Raw genomic sequence first — 17,148 nt, forward strand, 5'->3', positions numbered from 1 at the left:
TTACACATGCTCATGGTAACCGTAAAGAAATATTATGAGACCATGACTGGCGACGCAGTATCGACTCACAAGTACGACTCTCTTCTTATCTCCCCCGTTCATATCCACAAAAATAAAAACTCACATAAAGAAGCGCTTCTGACGCTTGCAGAAGAGATTGTCGAGCGGATCCATGATCATCCCGGTTCCATCCAGCCTGAATATCATGCAAAAACCGCCACTCCTGTTCTGATAAAAAACTGATCCTATCATGGATGATTATACCGCTTTCCGGGAGATCATCTCCCGGCTTTCTTCTTCAGATACTCCTGATGATATCCAGAGGATCAAGCTCTCTGTCTGCCGGGAATTCCGGCTATCTGCATTTCCAAAGAACTCTGCCATCCTCCTTGCAGCAGAGCCACATGAACGCGAACATCTCCGGCGTATCCTTCAGGTGAAGCCAACCCGGACCCTCTCCGGGGTTGCTCCCGTTGCGGTGATGACCTCCCCGCACCCCTGCCCGCATGGGATCTGCCTCCCCTGCCCCGGAGGGCCTGACCATCTCTTCCAGTCTCCCCAGAGCTATACGGGGGAAGAGCCTGCCGCACTCCGGGGGAGAGAACACGGCTATGATCCTTATGAACAGGTGCATGCCCGCCTCTCCCAGTTCCGGCTCCTCGGACACCATGTCGACAAGGCGGAACTGATCGTGATGGGGGGGACGATCACCGCCCGCGATCCGGCATACCAGGAGCATGTCGTCACCCGATGCCTGATGGCGATGAATGACTTTCCGGATCGATCATCCACTGAGGCTGGCTTTGAAGAAGCTGCACTCGCAAATGAGTCCGCGGCAGTCCGGTGCATTGCGATCACCTTCGAGACCCGGCCTGACTGGTGCAGGCGCGAGCATATTGAACGGATGCTCTCTCTTGGGGTCACCAAGGTTGAGATCGGTGTCCAGCATGTCCTCAATGAGATCCTGGAGTATAACCGGCGTGGGCATGGTGTCGAAGCATCTATCGAAGCCAACCGCCTCCTCCGCGACGCAGGGTTGAAAGTCGGGTTCCATGTGATGCCGAACCTCCCCGGAAGCGATATCGAAAAGGATCGTGAACTCTTTCGGAGCCTCTATTCGAATCCGGATCTCCGGCCGGACTTCCTGAAGATATATCCGACTCTGGTCACCCCCGGATCCGAGATTGAGGAGCTCTACCATCGTGGTGAATACCGGCCATATGACGAAGAAGAGCTGATCGCACTGGTGGCATATGGAAAAGAGCAGCTCCCCGAATATACGAGGCTCCAGCGTATCCAGCGTGACATCCCGGCGAAGCTGATTGTTGCAGGATCGCGACATGGAAACTTCCGGCAGCTCGCACAGAAGCATCTTGAAGCTGAGGGAAAGCGGTGCCAATGCATCAGGTGCCGGGAGATCGGTCGGAGCCCGAACAGGGAAGAGGGTGAGATCCGGACGATTGAGTATGACTGCTGCGGCGGCGTTGAGTTCTTTATCCAGGCAGAGGCAGGAGACTCTCTCATCGGTTTCATCCGCCTCCGGTTCCCGGGAGAGGTCTTCTCACCCGAATGCGAGGGTGCTGCCCTCATCCGTGAACTCCACGTATACGGGAGTATCGTCCCACTCTCATGGGATCCGACTGGCGGTGAGCGGCAGCACAGCTCCTATGGAAAACGTCTTCTCGAAGAGGCGGAGGAGACGGCACGGCGTGGAGGGTTTTCCTCTGTTTGTGTAATGAGCGGTATTGGTGTCCGCCCCTATTACCGTAAACAGGGCTATCTACGGGAAGGTCCATATATGATTAAGAAGCTGTCATGAAACCTGCAACTGTTGAATTTCTCAGAAACCGGTTCTCTGACTATTATTCCGGTACCTTGAAGATGACCGCTCCCCTGCGGGTACCGGAGGCGCTCGACTCCCGGGAGTGGGGTTTCATGTTCTTTGGCACCAGAACTACTCCCGGTATGCGGCGCCACCTCTCGTTTCCATTAAAAGATGAGCTCTTCTCGTACCTCAGGTCGATGACGCCGGCCCATGTCTATTACTCGACAGCGTATTATGAACATCCGGCAGCCCCGACGATGGATGAGAAGGGATGGAGCGGTGCGGATCTCATCTTCGATCTCGATGCCGACCATATTATGCGCGGACCCTATGACCAGATGCTTGCACGGGTGAAAGAAGAGCTCTTCAAGCTGATCGGCATGCTTACCGACGAGTGCGGGATCGATCCCGCAAAGGAACTCTCTCTCGTCTTCTCCGGGGGAAGGGGCTACCACATTCACCTCCAAACGCTTGAGATGCGTTCGTGGAAGAGTGGTGAGCGGCGCGAACTCGCAAACTATGTCTGTGGGACCGGCATCTCCCTCACCACGCATCTCTCCGATCAAAAACGCCCCGATCGCGGGTGGCGTCTCCGCCTGAAGGAAGCCCTCAAGGCAACCTGTGAGCAGATCCGCACCCTTCCGCCTGATGAACAGATCAAATTTCTCTCATCGGTGAGGGGTGTCTCGGAGGCGGGTGCCACTGATTTCATAAAACGGCTTGACCGGCTGATCCGATCGATGGAAGGGAATGATTACCTGGCCTGCATCCATGATCGCGTGATCCTGGCGATGTCCGACGATCCCGACAGTCTTCTTTCACAGCAGATCCGGAATCGGGCCGCTCTTGCCGATGAGCCGGTGACAACCGATATCAAGCGGCTGATCCGCCACCCATCTTCTCTTCATGGAGGAAGCGGTTTCCTTGTCACGCCGCTTGATATCCGTGATCTCGAGGATTTCGATCCCCTCATCGATGCGGTCGTCTTCTCGGAGCGTCCGGTCAGAATTGATTCGTCATTTGAGACGACGATGCCGATCCTAGGGAACACCTACACGCTCACAAAAGGGATCAACACCGTCCCCGAAGCACTTGCAGTCTTCCTCTGCGCACGGGGAATTGCGGAGCTTGAAGGAGGGTCTTTATGACCATCTCCTTTGACCGTGTCAGGTCGATCCTCTTTGATGAGCGGGCAAGCGGCACGCTGACGGATATCCCATCGGATCTCTACACAAAGGTTCACGAAGAGATTGAACTGATGTACAAGGAGCTCTATGAATCCGGTGATCCCCTCTCCGAGCGTTCACAGGATATGATCCGCCAGGTTGAGAGCTACAAGTCCTATATCCAGGAGATCTTTTCGATCAGAACCGGCAGGATCATTGAACTGGCCCTCGCCAAAGGGAATGGCGATACGATCGATCGTGAGATCAAGCGGCTTATGATCGCAGAGGAGCAGGCGCTCTTTGAGACTGTTTCAAAGGCGGTACAGCATGCACGGGCGGAGTTGATCGATCGCCGTTCCAGAAAACCCACCATTATCCCGGAGACCGAGATCGAAGAGCCGGTGGATGAGGCGGAAGAAGAGGGCGCCCCGCGTGGTCTCAGCCTTGTCCGGCTTATTGCCCCTATTGAGCCTTTTATGGGGATTGATGGCAGAACCTACGCACTAGCGAACGAGGATGTTGTCTGCCTTCCCTCTCCCAATGCAACGGTTCTCTGTGACCGCAACATAGCCTTAAATATAAGAATTCGCAAATAAATATGGTATTCGGGTTCCTGAAACAGAGGTATTTTTCATGAAAAGACCAGCAAAATTCAACACATATTGTCCGTTCTGCCGGACACACACGGAACATGAGATCGAGAAAGTGAAGAAGGGCAAAACAACCGGTCTTCACTGGATCGACCGCGAGAAGGCACGGAGATCCCGTGTTGGAAATATGGGTAAGTTCAGCAAGGTTCCGGGTGGCGATAAACCAACAAAGAAGATCAACGTCCGATACCGCTGTAAAACCTGTAAGAAAGCCCATCTCAGAAAAGGGTACAGAATTGCAAAATTCGAACTGACGGAGTGAGTATACAATGGTCGAGTTAAACAGGGAAAACAGAAGCAGTTTTGTCAAAGTGAAGTGTCCTGACTGTGAAAACGAACAGGTCATCTTTGAGAAAGCAAGCACCGTCGTCGACTGTATCGTCTGCGGAACAGTACTGGCAGAGACTACCGGCGGCAAAGCACTGATAAAGGCTGAGATCGTATCACAGTTTGAGTGATTATCTGATGAGCGAGAGGTACTGGCCCGAAGATGGAGAACTGGTCGTCTGCACCGTCGTTGATGTAAAGGACTTTGCAGCGTTTGTTACCCTGGATGAATACGAAGGGCGCCAGGGTCTCATCCCGATCTCCGAGATCGCGCGTGGGTGGATCAAATATATTCGCGACTTTATTCGTGAAGGGCAGAAGGTCGTATGCAAAGTCCTTCATGTCGACACCTCACGCGGGCATATTGACCTCTCCTTAAAGGATGTCAACGATCACCAGCGTCGTGAAAAGATTCAGGAATGGAAGAACGAACAGAAAGCCCACAAATGGATAGGGTTTGCGGCCGAGGTTGCAGCTATCGATCCCGCCAGGATTATTGATGCAGTCCGTTCGGAATATACTCTGATCTACCCGTTCTTTGAAGATCTTGTCATAACCGGTGAAGAGATACTTACCCGCTTCGATTTCTCAGAAGCTGTCAATAAGGCGCTGATGGTCGTCGCCACAGACAATGTCAAGGTTCAGAAGGTGATGATCTCCGGGATTATGGATATGATGTCCGATAAACCCGATGGTGTCAATGTGATCAGACGCGCCCTCCGGAGTGCCGAGGCGAAGATCCCCGGTGTCGAGGTTGAGATCACCTATCTTGGAGCCCCCCAATACCAGATCAAGGTCACCGCACCTGACTATAAGACCGCTGAGAAGGCAATTGAGAAGGTAGCGGCAAATACGATCGGTGTTGTTGAGCGGGCCGGCGGATCAGGAAAACTGATCCGGAAAGCAAAATAATCCGGTTGCTATGAAAGGCCGGATGAGACGGTGCATGGAAGATGGCACCTACACTCTTTCTCTGCAATGCAGGGTATGCGGGGGCAGGACTGCTCCGGTTCACCCACCTCGTTTTTCTCCGCAGGATCGGTATGGTAAGTACAGGAGGCAGATGCGTACATGGATCCGGTAACAATCTCCTATGCTGTTGAAAATACAGATGATTACAGGGCATCAATATTAATTGAAGGCCTTCCCGGTGTCGGCCACGTCGGCAAGCTTGTCGCGGATCATATCGTCGATGAGCTGGATGGTGTACTCCTTGCCAGGATCATCTCGCACCATTTTCCACCCCAGGTCTTTATCAATAAGGAAGGGGTGGTTAATCTTCCGAAGAATGAGCTTTACCTGGTGAGATCTGAGCCTCCGCTCCTTCTTCTGACAGGCGACTGCCAGAGCACCTCCCCTGAGGGGCACTATATCCTCACAGAGGAGTATCTCAATCTTGCAGAACAGTTTGGCGTTCAGCGGATCTACACCCTCGGCGGATACGGTGTCGGGCGGCTTGTCGATGAGCCACGGGTCCTCTGTGCTTCAGACCGGCCTGAGCTGATCGAGGAAGCGGTGAATGCAGGCTCGGTCTTTTCACAGGAGGAGCCTCCCGGCGGGATCATCGGTGCCGCCGGACTCCTCATCGGCCTTGGCGCTCTCCGTGGGATGGAGGGTGTTGCCCTCCTCGGCGAGACCTCCGGGTACCTCGTCGATCCGATCAGTGCCGGTTCCGTCCTGACAGTCCTCTCGAAGATGATCGGCCTTGAGATTGATCCTTCACGCCTTCAGGAGACCGCTGCGGAACTTGAGGGGGCTCTTGAGAAGCTGAAAGAGTCCGAACAGGATCGCGAGCAGGAAGAGCTCTCCTATATCGGATAGGCATGCCTCAGGTTGCAGCAGATATCCATATCCACTCCTGTTTTTCGATGGCAACGTCGAAGGATATGGTTCCTGCCCGCATCCTCTCCGGGTGCCTGATAAAAGGGATTGCTGCAATCGGGACTGGTGATGCACTTCACCCAAAATGGCGGGAGATGTGGGAGGATGTTTCAAATGACTCCGGCATCATCATCCTGCCGACAACCGAGGTTGAGGATGAGAACCGGGTACACCACCTGATTGTAGCAGAGACCCTTGACTCATTTGCGGTGATGCAGGAATCATTCACTCCGTTCTGTTCACACCTGAAGACCGCCGGTCGGCCGCATATCCGGCTGAAGGGGGAGGCGATTGCAAAAATCGTCCATGAGGCAGGCGGCATCATCGGCCCTGCCCATGCCTTTACGCCGTGGCGATCCGTATATGCGGCTTTCTCCTCGCTTGCCGACTGTTATGGTGAAGAGGAGGTATCCTATCTCGAACTCGGCCTCTCGGCAGACAGCCGGGATGGTGCTGCGATCGAGGAGCTTTCGGGAATTCCGTTCCTCACCAACTCGGATGCACACAGCCCTGTCCCCGAGAAGCTTGGCCGCGAATGTACCATACTTGATCTGAAGAGAATGGATGTCTCTTCCCTCCTCTCAGCGATACGGGAGAACCGGATCCTGATGAATATCGGGTTCTTCCCCGAAGAAGGCAAATACAACCGGACTGCCTGCACCCGCTGCTACCACCAGTTTACGCTTGAAGAGGCAGTTGATCTCAAATGGCGTTGTCCGCATGACAAGGGGCGGATCAAGAAGGGGGTCTCGGATCGTGCCCGCGAGCTCTCCGGCAGAACCAGAACAGAACGTCCCCCCTATATCCATATCATCCCGCTTGCCGAGATCATCGCAAACCGGCTCGGCACCTGCTCTCCACGGACAAAGAAATGTTCAGCCCTCTATGATGAGCTGATTAAAACCTTCGGCGATGAACTTTCGATCCTGCTTCATCTTCCGACAGAGGAGATCCGATCGGTTCATCCGGGCGTTGCCGATGCCATCGCCGCCTTCCGTGAGGGGAGGGTAACCCTGCATCCGGGCGGCGGCGGGCAGTACGGGACGTTCTCATTCTGAGTTCTTCTTCTCTGCCATCCAAACAAATGCCTCAGCAAACCGCCGCGTGAAATAGACATGGGTGTACCCGGCGATCGTATTGCCCTCAATGATCCCGTCCTTCCCATCCATGATCCCAGTTCCCCGTTTAAGAGTGAATGCATACCGGCAGCCGCTATCGGGGTAGAGGGCAGAGTAATGGAATTCATGGCCCCGGAACCCGAGATTGGCGGGGAGGAGGGCAGCGTCTCCTGTGACGGCACCGTCCACGTACCCAAGCGCCTGGAACCGGCTCTTCATCTCGGCATCCCCCGGAATCACTCCTGCACCGGTAAATGTACCCTCGTCAGTCTTCAGCGAGCGGGAGAGATAGACGAGCCCTCCGCACTCCCCGAAGATCGGAAGGCCATTATCGGCGGCTCTCCTGATCTCCTCCCTGCACGGGCTCGCCTCAAGGGCTGCCGCATGGAGTTCGGGATACCCGCCGCCGAGGTAGAGTGCGTCTGCCTCCGGGAGCGGGTCAGCGATGGGAGAGAAGAAGGTGAGTTCCGCTCCCGCTCTCCTCAGCTTCATGAAGTTCTCTGTGTAATAGAAGCAGAATGCCGCATCCATCGCAACGCCGATCCGAACCCGCGTTCCTTCTTCGCTCTCATCATCAATCCTGTGCCGGAGCGGGGGGGCAGCGGATGCCGCCTGAATGATCCCCTCAATATCGCAGCACTCCTCCACGATCGTCCTGCTGGCACGCATGCCCTCTCCTTCACCTGCCATGGTGAGGCCGAGGTGGCGGCTCTCCACCTGGAGCTCATCCCGGCGCGGAATCCAGCCGAGTGACTGCAGCTTCCTATCAGATCCGATCATCTCCCGGTGGCGATCTGACCCCCCGCGGTTGTAGATGACGCCCGCAAAGGAAACAGCCGGATCATAGGTCGTGTACCCGAGGATCATCGCATGGACACTCCTGCTCATCCCTTTCACATCGCAGGCGAGGATCACCGGGCATGAGAGGATCCGGGCGACATCGGCGGTGCTCGATTCTCCGGTTCCTTCGACACCGTCGTGGAGCCCCATCACCCCTTCAATGACGGCGATATCCGCACCCTCTGAAGCCGAGATGAAGGTTCGCAGCACCTCGTCCTTTCCCATCATGAAGGGGTCGAGGTTCCGCGAACTCCTCCCGCAGATCTCGGTATGGTGGGTCGGGTCGATGAAGTCGGGTCCGACCTTGAAGGGCTGGACAACAAGTCCGCGTGCGGCAAGCGCCCCCATCAGGCCGGTGGCAATCGTCGTCTTCCCGCACCCGCTATGGGTGCCTGCGATGATAATCCGGGGAATCTGTTTCATATTTTCAGGCAATGAATGGTTCACTCCTTGTTCAGGGCGTATGATGCCGGGGATAAAAAATAGCTCTGTTCTGCGAGCCGAATCAATATGCTTTTATAACAAGTAAATCTTATTTAGATAAAACAAATTTGGTGTAATAATGCATATCATGGAAGGTTTTTTACCAAGCCCCTGGTGGCAGATCTGGTTCATCCTCTCTGCCCCCTTTGTGATCATGGGGTTCTATGCTCTCAGGAGAATGGTGCGTGAGAACAGGGAGGCGCTCCCGCTCCTTGCGGTTGCCGGGGCATTCGTCTTTGTCCTCTCATCGCTGAAGCTCCCCTCGGTCACCGGGAGCTGTTCGCATCCGACCGGTACCGGCCTTGGATCGGTTCTCTTCGGTCCCTTCATCGCATCGGTGCTGGCATTGATCGTCCTTGTCTATCAGGCGCTCTTCCTTGCCCATGGCGGAATCTCAACGCTCGGCGCAAACCTCTTCTCAATGGGAATTGCCGGGCCGGTTGTGGCATATGCGATCTTTATCGCCGGAAAGAAGGCGGGCATCAACGAGATCGTCACCATCTTCTTTGCAGCGGCTTTTGCAAATATCGTCACCTATGTCGTCACCTCGCTCCAGCTTGCACTGGCATTTCCCGCTGAAGCCGGGGGTATCATGGCATCCTTCATGGCATTTGGCGCAATATTTGCGATCACGCAGATTCCACTTGCGATCATTGAGGGTCTGGTCATCGCACTCGTCTTCAAGTACATAGTGCAGCTGAAGCCCGAGATCCTGATCAAGATCGGGGTAATCACGCAGGAGCGTGCTGAACGCCTCAGGGAGGGATGGGCATGAAATACGGACTTGAGATCGTTGTGGCTGTTGTCATAATCGCCTTTGCCGCAATCTTCCTCATCCAGAACGCTGCCATTCAGGCAGAACTTGGGGAAGACCAGGAGGCATGGGGAGGTGCAGATGGGATAGTTGCCGACATTATCGAAGAGCAGGGATATGAACCCTGGGCCAATCCACTCTGGGAGCCGCCAAGCGGTGAGATCGAATCGCTCCTCTTTGCCCTTCAGGCAGCAATCGGAGCATTTGTTATCGGGTATGTCTTCGGGCTCTGGCGTGGAGCAAAGAACACATCATCGTAGTTAATACAACCATAAATCAAGGAATAAGAGAGAGCAGTGCAATCAATCGACCATCATTTCCTGGATGATTATGCCTGCAGGAATGAACTCCGGGGTATTGATTCCCGGATCAAGCTCATTCTCGGGCTCGGGGCAATCCTGATCGCGATATCGGCAGATACGCCCTATGCCCCCCTCTTTATTGCTTTGATTCTCTCAATTGTCACCGTCTTTTATGCAAAGATTCCTGCCCGCCTCTATCTCGCACTCCTGTTGATCCCGGCGTCCTTTGCCCTGATGAGTGTGATTGTGATCCTCTTCCTGACCGGCGGCGGCGTTCCCATCCTCACCATACCACTTCCCTGGCTCACCCTCACCGCAACGGATGCAGCAGCACTCCATGCCCTTCTCATCCTTTCACGTGCAATCGGCGGCACCTGTGGTCTCCTCTTCATCGCTTTGACCACCCCGATGATTGAGCTCTTCGGTATACTGAGATCCCTCAGGCTCCCTGACGAGTTCATCGATCTCGCGATGCTCCTCTACCGATCGATCTTTGTGATCATCGGGGAGGCTGTCGCCATCTACAATGCCCAGGTGATGAGGAATGGATACTCCTCCTTCAGAAAGGGGATCATCGCGATTTCGATGCTCGCCTCCTCCCTCTTCATCAGGGCATGGGATCGGGGGGAGGAGCTGATGACAGCAATGGATCTCCGCTGTTATGATGGAAAGTTTGAGATCCTCGAACCCACATCCGCCCCGACCATCTACCAGATATTCCCCGTCCTTCTCTTCCTTTCACTCGCAGGAATCCTCGCATTCCTCCCTCTTCCGTTCCCACCATTATGAGATGATACCCATGCCTGCACCCGCCATAGAATTCAAGGATCTCACATTTGCCTACACGAGCCATCCGGAGTCACTGAGAAATGTCAGCTTCTCCCTGGAGAAAGGGAGCCGGACTGCACTCGTCGGCCCGAATGGTGCTGGCAAGACAACCCTCCTCCTGATGTGCAACGGCACGCTCAGGCCGACATCAGGCGAGGTGCACGTCGGCGGTGAGCCGATCAGTTACGGCTCACGGCAACTCCGTGAAGTACGCCGAAAAGTGGGCATGGTCTTCCAGAACTCAGACTCCCAGCTCTTTGCCCCAACCGTGTACCAGGATGTGGCATTTGGGCCCCTGAACCTCGGGCTGGGCGAGGACGAGATCCGGCAGGCCGTCTCGGATGCCCTCTTTGCAGTCGGGCTCACCGGATATGAACGCAGGCCCCCGCACCATCTCTCCGGCGGCGAGAAGAAGCGGGCAGCCATCGCCGGGGTGCTGGCAATGAAACCGGAGATCCTGATCTTTGACGAGCCGACGAGCTCGCTTGATCCGGCGGGTGCTGCGGAGGTGATGGATCTCCTCGAAGAGATCAATCAGCAGGGGGTGACGATCCTCCTATCGACCCATGACGTGGAGCTTGCCTATTCCTGGGCAGATGATGTGGTGCTGATTGAAGGTGGCGAGATCCTCACGCATGCCCCGCCCCGCTCGGTCTTCTGCGATGCTGAGCTGATGCGGCGGGCACACCTGACCCAGCCCGCAGTCCTCTCGCTCCACCACCATCTTGCCTGCCGGGGGATCATGAAGGAGAGCGACCCCCCTGCGGGACTGCTTGAGATGGCGCAGCGGATCGAGGAGATGGCAGCCACCGTCGCCACACACCATGCACCTGCCCCGATCTACCTGATCGATTGCACGTCCGGACTTGATGGTAGCCTTCCCCACCTCATGGAGACGGTCTCTTCGCTCAGGATCGGGGTGATGGGGACAACTGCAAAAAGGCACCTTGCCGGGGTGGAGATTTCAGCAGACTTCACCTATGGTGTCATCGATGCCTCGATCCTCCATGCACTCAGGCAGGAGCCGGTTGTGATTGTTACCAGTGGAGGGATGATCGACCGTGTCCATAAAAGAATAGCGGAGTTTTCTGAAGAGAGTACAATCTCCCTCTCACTCCTTCCGGTTGGGCGCCACGATACAGCAGAAAAGGTTTGAATCAGGAACCGGGGGATTCTCCGGTGTGCCGGAGATGATCCGCTCTTCCGTTTCCCCCAGATCCTGGCAGATATATATTATGAGATCCATCCCATGCAAGGCCTCTGCCAGCTCGTGAACCGGGAACTTCGGATCGGCGATGATGAATATGGGACGCCCTCTTCTGCAATCTGTGACAACATCACCAATTGCCTCTGCATGATCTTTTCCATGGGCATCGATCACCGAAACATTGCTCCAGGGAAGACCAACCGCAGCAAATGCCGCCTGAAGGCTTGATATGCCGCAGATGATCCTGCTACCGGGATGGCCGAGTCCGGCAAGCAGGGGATCGCCTGTCGAGAGGATCACCGCCTCATCAGGCAGGCTCCGTATCGCCTTGTAGTCGGTGATCGTCCTGACGGTGCAATCGGGATTGATATGATGCCGTACCCGCTCAATTGCCCGGCTGGAGCCGTAGATGAGCCGTGCTCCCTGTATGGCGGCAATTGCCTCTTCGGTCAGCATTCTGTCTCCGCATCCAACCCCCACCACTTTCATGCTGAATCACCTATGATCTCTCCGTCCCGGCTCACGATCACAACCCTCACACCCTCAGGAACATTCTCTTCCAGTATCTCTTTCATTGAAGTGATACCTTCCGGTGTGGCGATATACTCCTCCACCGTCTGGTATTCGGTACCGTTCAGGATATCGGGGCAGAGGAACTTCAGGACAAGCCCCGGCAGGCCGCAGAGGATCACTTCACCCTCAGCGGCAAAGAGCGCCTGCCTGATCTTTGATCCGGCGAGCACCACCTCGTGAGCCGGGAAGAGGAGGCGGGAGATCCTAAGGCCAATCCTGCCGGTTGTGATCACCACCCGCTCGGCCCCACGCACCCGCTCTTCCATCGTTGACTCGAGATGATCGTCCCATGGCTCGACAAAACCGGTTGTCCCGAGGAGGGAGATCCCGCCGACAACCCCGACCTTCGGGTTTAAGGTATCCGCCCCCGCCTCTCTGCCGCCAACGACGCTGAGGGTGATGTTAGCACCGGAGAGTCCAATTTCCCGGACTGCTTCGGTGACTGCATTCAGGATACATTCGCGTGCCGGGGGGGAGATCGCCGGTTCGCCCTCGATATAGCGGGGAGTGTCACGGACAAACCTCCCGATCCCCTCTCCCGCGTGAAGAAGAATCTCCGGGGCAGGAGTGGCTTTTGCCCGGAAGAGGAGGCCTGCGGTCCGATCGTCCGGGTAGTCACCCGGATCCTTCACCGCAGACCCCTCTCCATTCTCTCCAGCAGCATCCACCATCACGCGGATCCCGCAGGGGAGCAGGGTATCGACTTCCGATACCGGCTCCCTGAGCGAGAGGACGGCTGCCTTTGCTGCTGCTGCCGCTGTTGCCCCGGTGGTGATCCCCCGCCTGAGGATCTCACCGGATGATGTCAGAACCGCTCTTCCTTCTTCAACAGCGGTGATATCCCCCCTCTCTCTGGCGCGCCTGATCCACTCGTCTGGATAGGAGAACCCGGTTACCGGATCGATCATAGATTACTGAAGTGACATTGTGATGATCTCGTTCATGCTCGCAACAGCGATCGGTGTGCCGCCACGGGTTCCAACATTTGAGACCGAGGGAACCCGTATTGTCCTGAGCAGCTCCTTTGACTCGGCCGCATTCACAAACCCGACCGGGGTTCCGATCACAAGCGCAGGCACAATCCCTTCGCCAATCATCCTACAGACAGAGAGGAGGGCTGAGGGGGCGTTTCCGATCACAATAATGGAGCCGGAAAGTTTCTCCCCAAGCGCAAGGAACCCGGCTGATGTTCTTGTGATCCCCTCAGCTGCGGCAAGCTCCGCACCATAATCGAGGGCGCATTCGACACTGCATGAATGCCCTTTCTTCAGGATGCCAACCTGCACCATCCTGATATCCGTATAGATCGGGGCTCCTTCCCGGACAGCAGCGATCCCGGCAGCTATCGGATCATCTGTAAACCTCATCAGATCCGCCATCGCAAAATCCCCTACAGCAACCGAACAGCGCTGACGGATCCGATCTTCCGGTGTCTCATCGCCGATCGCCTCCCTGGCAAGCTGCCTGCTTGTCTTTGCGATCTGATACCCTTCGCGGGTATCTGCGCCGAGATCAATATACGTATTTTCTGTGGTATCCCCGCGGGGTGATAATTCCTCTGACATCGTCTCCCACCTTCCATATCCTGCTTTCAAGTCCGCCGATGATCACAATCGAATGCATATCCACAATACTTGTGTCTGCAACCAGATCAGAGAGTGTCATGATATGCCGCTCTTCACCTGGACGGTATGCGTTCTTCACAACAGCAACCGGAGTCTCTTTTTCCCTGTGCTTTGAGATGATCGCAAGGGCAGAATCAAGGTTGTGCGGACGCCCCCTGCTCCGGGGATTGTAGATCGCAAGCGGCACACCCATTGCTGATGCATGATCGAGCCGCATCGCAATCACCTCCCATGGTGTGAGGAGATCAGAGAGCGAGAGTGTGACATAATCACCTGACAATGGGGAGCCGATACATGATGCCGCAGCAGTTGCAGCTGTTACTCCCGGTATCACCTCGATTGCAACTGTTGAGCCTGTCCTCTCGGCAACCTCGATGACGATCCCGGCCATCCCGTAGACGCCGGCATCCCCGCCCGAGACCATCGCGACACGATGATTCTCCGCGAGATCGAGTGCGAGCTGCGCCCGGTTCACCTCTTCACCCATCGGGCTCTTCACGACCTCTTTTCCCTCAATGAGAGGTCGGATCAGGTCGATATAGACATTATTCCCGATGACATACTCCGCCTTTGCGATCGCCTTTAAGGCCGCCGGGGTCAGTTGCTGGATATTCCCGGGACCTGTGCTGACGATCGAGAGGAGGCCTTTTTCTTTACCTTCCGATTGCAATGGTCACCCTTCCATAGGTCTTCTTCTTCATAATCAGCTCGCCCTTCTCCGAGCAGGCAATGGCAGCGGGTTCTGCAACCCCACTCAGGCCAATCAGCCCAGCCCGTGACGGAGATGGTGTCTCTATACTGTTGATCATATCGTCACCAAGGTAGATGAGGACGCCCCCAAGCCTTCGTACCCCCTCGGCGAGTCCGGGGTCAGGCCGTTTCTTCTCGGTAGTTGCAAATGCTCCCACCTCATCTGAGCGGATCTGAGCATCTTTGAGTGCGGACGCCACCGCATCCTCCACCTCTTCCGGCGTGATCCCAAGCCGTGCCCCGATCCCGATGGTGTAGGGCTTTGCCTTGATCAGCACCGAGACTCCCGGCCCCGCGACCACGATGCCTGGCTCAGGTATCTCGTAGACCGGCACATCGCCATCGAGGAAGGCGGCATTTACCCTCCGGGTGGAGGGGCGGTTGATCACCCGGCACTGCTCAACTGCGGCATATCCCTCAACAGATGGCCGTCCATGCACCTCGGTTGCTGTTGAGATCACAGGAATGATCCCGATCCCAGCAAGGCGGTATGCGAGATCGTTTGCACCATGATGGCCGCCCAGGATCGGGATCGCATACTTCCCATCCGGGGTCACAACGACGATCCCCGGATCATGCCACTTGTCGGTGAGGAGCGGGGCAGCGGAGCGGACGGCGATCCCTGCCGACATCACCGCAACGATCCTATCATAGTTCGCAAATGCGGTGGTGAAGATTCCTTCCTCATAGGGAAGCAGATCGGCATCAATCGCCTCTGCTATCTTCTGGCCGAGTTCTGAGAAGCGGGGCAGGGCGATGACACAGCAGTTCATGAATAGAGATGTGAATGGACAAAACCGCTTTCGATACCAAGGACTGCACGACCGATGACGATCAGGGCGGTCTTTGTAATCCCTGCCGCCTCCGCCTTATCTGCAATATCGGCGACAGTACCTTTGACAATCTTCTGGTCATCCCAGGTGGCATGGTAGACAACAGCAACCGGCGTATCCTCAGGGCATTCAACCCGTGCCATAATATCCCTCAGCTTCTCGGTGCCAAGGAATATCACAAGCGTCTCCCCGGTTCGGGAGAATTCTTTAATCCGATCTTCTTCGAGGGTTGCACCGGCAGGGCGGGTGATGATGACGCTCTCGGAAACACCCCGCAGGGTGAACTGGGTTCCGAGTGCTGCTGCTGCCCCGAAGAGGGAGGAGACGCCGGGTACAATCTCCGGTCTGATCCCGTCCTTCTCAAGGACTGCCATCTGCTCGATGATTGCACCATAGAGTGCCGGATCACCTGAATGGAGACGGACAACCAGTTTCTTCTCCAGGACTCCGTCTCTGATCGCTCCGCAGATCTCCTCAAGGTTCATCTGTGAGGAATCAAGTTTTGTGGCTGCTCCCGATGCAGCAACAAGCTCCGGGTTCACGAGCGATCCCGCATAGATCAGGATATCCGCCCTCTTCAGGAGATCCATCCCCTTCACCGTGATAAGGCCTGGATCTCCGCATCCCGCGCCGACAATATAAAAATCGCTCATAATTTCCTCGCGTACAGTATGCTGAAGTAATTGGATTTTTCAGGCAGGTTCTCATTGGTATAGATCGTCATATCGTCCATATACATCCGTTCCACAAGTACAAACTCCGAGTATCCTTCCTTCTTCAGCTCCGCTGCTATCTTCTGTGGACGCCGTACCTTCAGCGTGATCCTGACATCAGGATCAGATCCATCCGAGACTGAAAAACTCTTCTGGATCGGAAGATCTGCAACAGATGGAAGTGCCGTAATCGAGCTGATCCCCGGCACCGTGCTGCATTCGATCTCCGGGTGGTCCCGTTTTAAGATCGCTGTTAACCGGGAGAAGGTGGAGAAGAAGTTCGGGTCTCCGATGATTCCAAAAACTGCGATCCCAGAGAGGGCATATGGCGCAATCTTCTTTGCATTCTCCTCCATGCAGGCCTCGATATAGGATTCATCATTCGTCATCGGGAAATCAAGGGTGATGGCATCTCTTCTGTATGCTTCAACGAGATTATATGCCATCTCCCCCGGTACAAAGACAGAGTCTGCCTCCCTGAGGAGCCGTGCTGCCTTCAGGGTGAGGAGTTCGGGATCGCCTGGCCCAAGGCCGACAGCAATCAGCATTGTCTGCACCCCCCGACGATGATATATATTGGGTTTTCCGGCTTAAACATCGTTTTTCCGGCGAGATCAGCGGATCGTGAAACCTGAAGGTGGATAGCTTCGACAAAGATGCCACGTTCCCTCATCGTTTGAATCGCAAGCGTGGCGGTCTCAAGGAGGACGGCATTCACCACAATCGTTCTGACCCCCTTCTCTGCGAGAAGTGAGAGTACCTGCAGAAGCCCCTTTGAGCCGCCGACAAACGCAACATCAATTCCCTCAATCTCACCGAGAAATGGTACTGCATCGCCCCCGACAAGGTTGATATTTGTTAACCCGGAATCGGCAATTGTTCTTCTGGCGACTGCAATTGCCTCCGGCCGCATGTCGATTGCAAACACCCTTTCAGCAGTCCGTGCAATGGCGATGCTGACGGTTCCTGTCCCGCACCCGATATCAACAGCAGTATCTCCGGGGCGGACTGCAAGCTTCGAAAGCGCAACGGCACATACTTCGGGCTGGGTCGGCCCTCCTCTCAATTCACTCGTTGTCATGGATCCCGCAGCCCAGGCAGCTATTCATTGCCTGCCTGTTTCAGAAGTATTGGCTTGAATTCTTAATAGTTATTGGGTATCTCATCTGAAAGCAGAACGTGTTTATCGTCTTTGCCAGTTTAAACCTGAATG

Annotated in this window: 23 protein-coding genes; 14 read left to right on the forward strand and 9 right to left on the reverse strand. The window is 55.5% G+C overall.

Annotated features, from left to right (window positions below; genetic code table 11):
- Positions 1 to 12: 12 nt before the first annotated feature.
- Genes ACYUBO_RS03680 through ACYUBO_RS03725 form a run of 10 tightly spaced genes read left to right on the forward strand, consistent with a single transcriptional unit; the run spans position 13 to position 6,907 of the window.
- The gene (locus ACYUBO_RS03680) at positions 13 to 243 is read left to right on the forward strand and encodes a UPF0058 family protein (protein ID WP_460372474.1); all 231 of its coding nucleotides are present in this window, start codon (positions 13 to 15) and stop codon (positions 241 to 243) included.
- Between the two features lie 7 nt (positions 244 to 250).
- Complete coding sequence (locus ACYUBO_RS03685; RefSeq protein ID WP_300331809.1) at positions 251 to 1,819, forward strand: tRNA uridine(34) 5-carboxymethylaminomethyl modification radical SAM/GNAT enzyme Elp3; 1,569 nt, start codon at positions 251 to 253, stop codon at positions 1,817 to 1,819.
- Complete coding sequence (locus ACYUBO_RS03690) at positions 1,816 to 2,973, forward strand: DNA primase small subunit domain-containing protein (RefSeq protein WP_460372476.1); 1,158 nt, start codon at positions 1,816 to 1,818, stop codon at positions 2,971 to 2,973. Before ACYUBO_RS03685 ends, ACYUBO_RS03690 begins: the two co-directional genes overlap by 4 nt.
- Positions 2,970 to 3,587, forward strand: coding sequence for a hypothetical protein (locus tag ACYUBO_RS03695; RefSeq protein WP_300334027.1), 618 nt, complete (start codon positions 2,970 to 2,972; stop codon positions 3,585 to 3,587). The genes ACYUBO_RS03690 and ACYUBO_RS03695 overlap by 4 nt, the downstream gene beginning before the upstream one ends.
- 37 nt (positions 3,588 to 3,624) lie before the next feature.
- Positions 3,625 to 3,903, forward strand: a complete 279-nt coding sequence (locus tag ACYUBO_RS03700) for a 50S ribosomal protein L44e (RefSeq protein ID WP_255333110.1) — start codon at positions 3,625 to 3,627, stop codon at positions 3,901 to 3,903.
- Positions 3,904 to 3,910: 7 nt separating this feature from the next.
- Entirely contained in the window at positions 3,911 to 4,099 is a 189-nt protein-coding gene (locus tag ACYUBO_RS03705; protein ID WP_300334030.1) for a 30S ribosomal protein S27e, read from the forward strand.
- A 7-nt stretch (positions 4,100 to 4,106) separates the two neighbouring features.
- Positions 4,107 to 4,880, forward strand: a complete 774-nt coding sequence (locus ACYUBO_RS03710) for a translation initiation factor IF-2 subunit alpha (protein WP_460372479.1) — start codon at positions 4,107 to 4,109, stop codon at positions 4,878 to 4,880.
- 34 nt (positions 4,881 to 4,914) lie between these two features.
- Complete coding sequence (locus ACYUBO_RS03715) at positions 4,915 to 5,052, forward strand: nucleolar RNA-binding Nop10p family protein (protein ID WP_460373580.1); 138 nt, start codon at positions 4,915 to 4,917, stop codon at positions 5,050 to 5,052.
- Positions 5,040 to 5,789 carry a proteasome assembly chaperone family protein gene (locus tag ACYUBO_RS03720; RefSeq protein ID WP_300332337.1) on the forward strand — a complete coding sequence of 250 codons (750 nt, stop codon included), beginning with the start codon at positions 5,040 to 5,042 and terminating at the stop codon, positions 5,787 to 5,789. The genes ACYUBO_RS03715 and ACYUBO_RS03720 overlap by 13 nt, the downstream gene beginning before the upstream one ends.
- A 2-nt stretch (positions 5,790 to 5,791) precedes the next feature.
- The gene (locus ACYUBO_RS03725; RefSeq protein WP_460372481.1) at positions 5,792 to 6,907 is read left to right on the forward strand and encodes an endonuclease Q family protein; all 1,116 of its coding nucleotides are present in this window, start codon (positions 5,792 to 5,794) and stop codon (positions 6,905 to 6,907) included.
- Here ACYUBO_RS03725 and ACYUBO_RS03730 read toward each other — a convergent pair.
- Positions 6,899 to 8,230 carry a cobyrinic acid a,c-diamide synthase CobB gene (locus ACYUBO_RS03730; RefSeq protein ID WP_460372483.1) on the reverse strand — a complete coding sequence of 444 codons (1,332 nt, stop codon included), beginning with the start codon at positions 8,228 to 8,230 and terminating at the stop codon, positions 6,899 to 6,901. The two genes, ACYUBO_RS03725 and ACYUBO_RS03730, sit on opposite strands and share 9 nt — an antisense overlap.
- Before the next feature lie 139 nt (positions 8,231 to 8,369).
- On the opposite strand from ACYUBO_RS03730, the gene ACYUBO_RS03735 reads away from it, so the two are divergent.
- From ACYUBO_RS03735 to ACYUBO_RS03750, 4 genes are read left to right on the forward strand one after another with little or no spacing between them, the layout of a single operon-like run.
- The gene (locus ACYUBO_RS03735) at positions 8,370 to 9,065 is read left to right on the forward strand and encodes an energy-coupling factor ABC transporter permease (RefSeq protein WP_460372485.1); all 696 of its coding nucleotides are present in this window, start codon (positions 8,370 to 8,372) and stop codon (positions 9,063 to 9,065) included.
- A complete protein-coding gene (locus ACYUBO_RS03740; protein ID WP_460372487.1) occupies positions 9,062 to 9,364 on the forward strand; it encodes an energy-coupling factor ABC transporter substrate-binding protein in 303 nt (100 codons plus the stop codon). The genes ACYUBO_RS03735 and ACYUBO_RS03740 overlap by 4 nt, the downstream gene beginning before the upstream one ends.
- 36 nt (positions 9,365 to 9,400) lie before the next feature.
- Positions 9,401 to 10,195, forward strand: a complete 795-nt coding sequence (gene cbiQ / locus ACYUBO_RS03745) for a cobalt ECF transporter T component CbiQ (RefSeq protein ID WP_460372489.1) — start codon at positions 9,401 to 9,403, stop codon at positions 10,193 to 10,195.
- A gap of 10 nt (positions 10,196 to 10,205) precedes the next feature.
- Positions 10,206 to 11,390: an energy-coupling factor ABC transporter ATP-binding protein gene (locus ACYUBO_RS03750; RefSeq protein WP_460372491.1), complete on the forward strand. Its 1,185-nt coding sequence runs from the start codon at positions 10,206 to 10,208 to the stop codon at positions 11,388 to 11,390.
- On the opposite strand, the gene ACYUBO_RS03755 is transcribed toward ACYUBO_RS03750, so the two are convergent.
- From ACYUBO_RS03755 to cbiT, 8 genes are read right to left on the reverse strand one after another with little or no spacing between them, the layout of a single operon-like run.
- On the reverse strand, positions 11,346 to 11,930 hold the full coding sequence (locus tag ACYUBO_RS03755) for a cobalt-precorrin-7 (C(5))-methyltransferase (protein WP_460372493.1): 585 nt from the start codon (positions 11,928 to 11,930) through the stop codon (positions 11,346 to 11,348). The genes ACYUBO_RS03750 and ACYUBO_RS03755 overlap by 45 nt on opposite strands.
- Positions 11,927 to 12,922 carry a cobalt-precorrin-5B (C(1))-methyltransferase gene (locus ACYUBO_RS03760; RefSeq protein WP_460372495.1) on the reverse strand — a complete coding sequence of 332 codons (996 nt, stop codon included), beginning with the start codon at positions 12,920 to 12,922 and terminating at the stop codon, positions 11,927 to 11,929. The genes ACYUBO_RS03755 and ACYUBO_RS03760 overlap by 4 nt, the downstream gene beginning before the upstream one ends.
- A gap of 3 nt (positions 12,923 to 12,925) precedes the next feature.
- A complete protein-coding gene (locus ACYUBO_RS03765) occupies positions 12,926 to 13,579 on the reverse strand; it encodes a precorrin-8X methylmutase (protein ID WP_300333767.1) in 654 nt (217 codons plus the stop codon).
- Positions 13,527 to 14,309, reverse strand: coding sequence for a precorrin-3B C(17)-methyltransferase (cobJ, locus tag ACYUBO_RS03770; RefSeq protein WP_460372497.1), 783 nt, complete (start codon positions 14,307 to 14,309; stop codon positions 13,527 to 13,529). Before cobJ ends, ACYUBO_RS03765 begins: the two co-directional genes overlap by 53 nt.
- Positions 14,293 to 15,162: a cobalt-precorrin 5A hydrolase gene (cbiG, locus tag ACYUBO_RS03775; protein WP_460372499.1), complete on the reverse strand. Its 870-nt coding sequence runs from the start codon at positions 15,160 to 15,162 to the stop codon at positions 14,293 to 14,295. The genes cobJ and cbiG overlap by 17 nt, the downstream gene beginning before the upstream one ends.
- Positions 15,159 to 15,875 carry a cobalt-precorrin-4/precorrin-4 C(11)-methyltransferase gene (locus ACYUBO_RS03780; RefSeq protein ID WP_460372500.1) on the reverse strand — a complete coding sequence of 239 codons (717 nt, stop codon included), beginning with the start codon at positions 15,873 to 15,875 and terminating at the stop codon, positions 15,159 to 15,161. The genes cbiG and ACYUBO_RS03780 overlap by 4 nt, the downstream gene beginning before the upstream one ends.
- Positions 15,872 to 16,483, reverse strand: coding sequence for a cobalt-factor II C(20)-methyltransferase (locus ACYUBO_RS03785; protein WP_300334556.1), 612 nt, complete (start codon positions 16,481 to 16,483; stop codon positions 15,872 to 15,874). Before ACYUBO_RS03785 ends, ACYUBO_RS03780 begins: the two co-directional genes overlap by 4 nt.
- A complete protein-coding gene (gene cbiT / locus ACYUBO_RS03790) occupies positions 16,477 to 17,016 on the reverse strand; it encodes a precorrin-6Y C5,15-methyltransferase (decarboxylating) subunit CbiT (RefSeq protein WP_460372502.1) in 540 nt (179 codons plus the stop codon). Before cbiT ends, ACYUBO_RS03785 begins: the two co-directional genes overlap by 7 nt.
- Positions 17,017 to 17,148 lie beyond the last annotated feature (132 nt).

The organism is Methanocalculus sp. MC3, assembly GCF_054767395.1.

What these genes read in the sequence shown, in the direction of transcription:
- ACYUBO_RS03680 (WP_460372474.1), top strand. Translation starts at nt 13, where the DNA reads ATGGTAACCGTAAAGAAATATTATGAGACCATGACTGGCGACGCAGTA.
- ACYUBO_RS03740 (WP_460372487.1), top strand. Translation starts at nt 9,062, where the DNA reads ATGAAATACGGACTTGAGATCGTTGTGGCTGTTGTCATAATCGCCTTT.
- ACYUBO_RS03710 (WP_460372479.1), top strand. Translation starts at nt 4,107, where the DNA reads ATGAGCGAGAGGTACTGGCCCGAAGATGGAGAACTGGTCGTCTGCACC.
- ACYUBO_RS03700 (WP_255333110.1), top strand. Translation starts at nt 3,625, where the DNA reads ATGAAAAGACCAGCAAAATTCAACACATATTGTCCGTTCTGCCGGACA.
- ACYUBO_RS03720 (WP_300332337.1), top strand. Translation starts at nt 5,040, where the DNA reads ATGGATCCGGTAACAATCTCCTATGCTGTTGAAAATACAGATGATTAC.
- ACYUBO_RS03765 (WP_300333767.1), bottom strand. Translation starts at nt 13,579, where the DNA reads ATGTCAGAGGAATTATCACCCCGCGGGGATACCACAGAAAATACGTAT.
- ACYUBO_RS03695 (WP_300334027.1), top strand. Translation starts at nt 2,970, where the DNA reads ATGACCATCTCCTTTGACCGTGTCAGGTCGATCCTCTTTGATGAGCGG.
- ACYUBO_RS03730 (WP_460372483.1), bottom strand. Translation starts at nt 8,230, where the DNA reads ATGAAACAGATTCCCCGGATTATCATCGCAGGCACCCATAGCGGGTGC.
- ACYUBO_RS03785 (WP_300334556.1), bottom strand. Translation starts at nt 16,483, where the DNA reads ATGCTGATTGCTGTCGGCCTTGGGCCAGGCGATCCCGAACTCCTCACC.
- cbiG (WP_460372499.1), bottom strand. Translation starts at nt 15,162, where the DNA reads ATGAACTGCTGTGTCATCGCCCTGCCCCGCTTCTCAGAACTCGGCCAG.
- ACYUBO_RS03735 (WP_460372485.1), top strand. Translation starts at nt 8,370, where the DNA reads ATGCATATCATGGAAGGTTTTTTACCAAGCCCCTGGTGGCAGATCTGG.
- ACYUBO_RS03685 (WP_300331809.1), top strand. Translation starts at nt 251, where the DNA reads ATGGATGATTATACCGCTTTCCGGGAGATCATCTCCCGGCTTTCTTCT.
- ACYUBO_RS03705 (WP_300334030.1), top strand. Translation starts at nt 3,911, where the DNA reads ATGGTCGAGTTAAACAGGGAAAACAGAAGCAGTTTTGTCAAAGTGAAG.
- ACYUBO_RS03690 (WP_460372476.1), top strand. Translation starts at nt 1,816, where the DNA reads ATGAAACCTGCAACTGTTGAATTTCTCAGAAACCGGTTCTCTGACTAT.
- ACYUBO_RS03750 (WP_460372491.1), top strand. Translation starts at nt 10,206, where the DNA reads ATGCCTGCACCCGCCATAGAATTCAAGGATCTCACATTTGCCTACACG.
- ACYUBO_RS03780 (WP_460372500.1), bottom strand. Translation starts at nt 15,875, where the DNA reads ATGAGCGATTTTTATATTGTCGGCGCGGGATGCGGAGATCCAGGCCTT.
- cbiT (WP_460372502.1), bottom strand. Translation starts at nt 17,016, where the DNA reads ATGACAACGAGTGAATTGAGAGGAGGGCCGACCCAGCCCGAAGTATGT.
- ACYUBO_RS03725 (WP_460372481.1), top strand. Translation starts at nt 5,792, where the DNA reads ATGCCTCAGGTTGCAGCAGATATCCATATCCACTCCTGTTTTTCGATG.
- ACYUBO_RS03715 (WP_460373580.1), top strand. Translation starts at nt 4,915, where the DNA reads ATGGAAGATGGCACCTACACTCTTTCTCTGCAATGCAGGGTATGCGGG.
- ACYUBO_RS03760 (WP_460372495.1), bottom strand. Translation starts at nt 12,922, where the DNA reads ATGATCGATCCGGTAACCGGGTTCTCCTATCCAGACGAGTGGATCAGG.
- ACYUBO_RS03755 (WP_460372493.1), bottom strand. Translation starts at nt 11,930, where the DNA reads ATGAAAGTGGTGGGGGTTGGATGCGGAGACAGAATGCTGACCGAAGAG.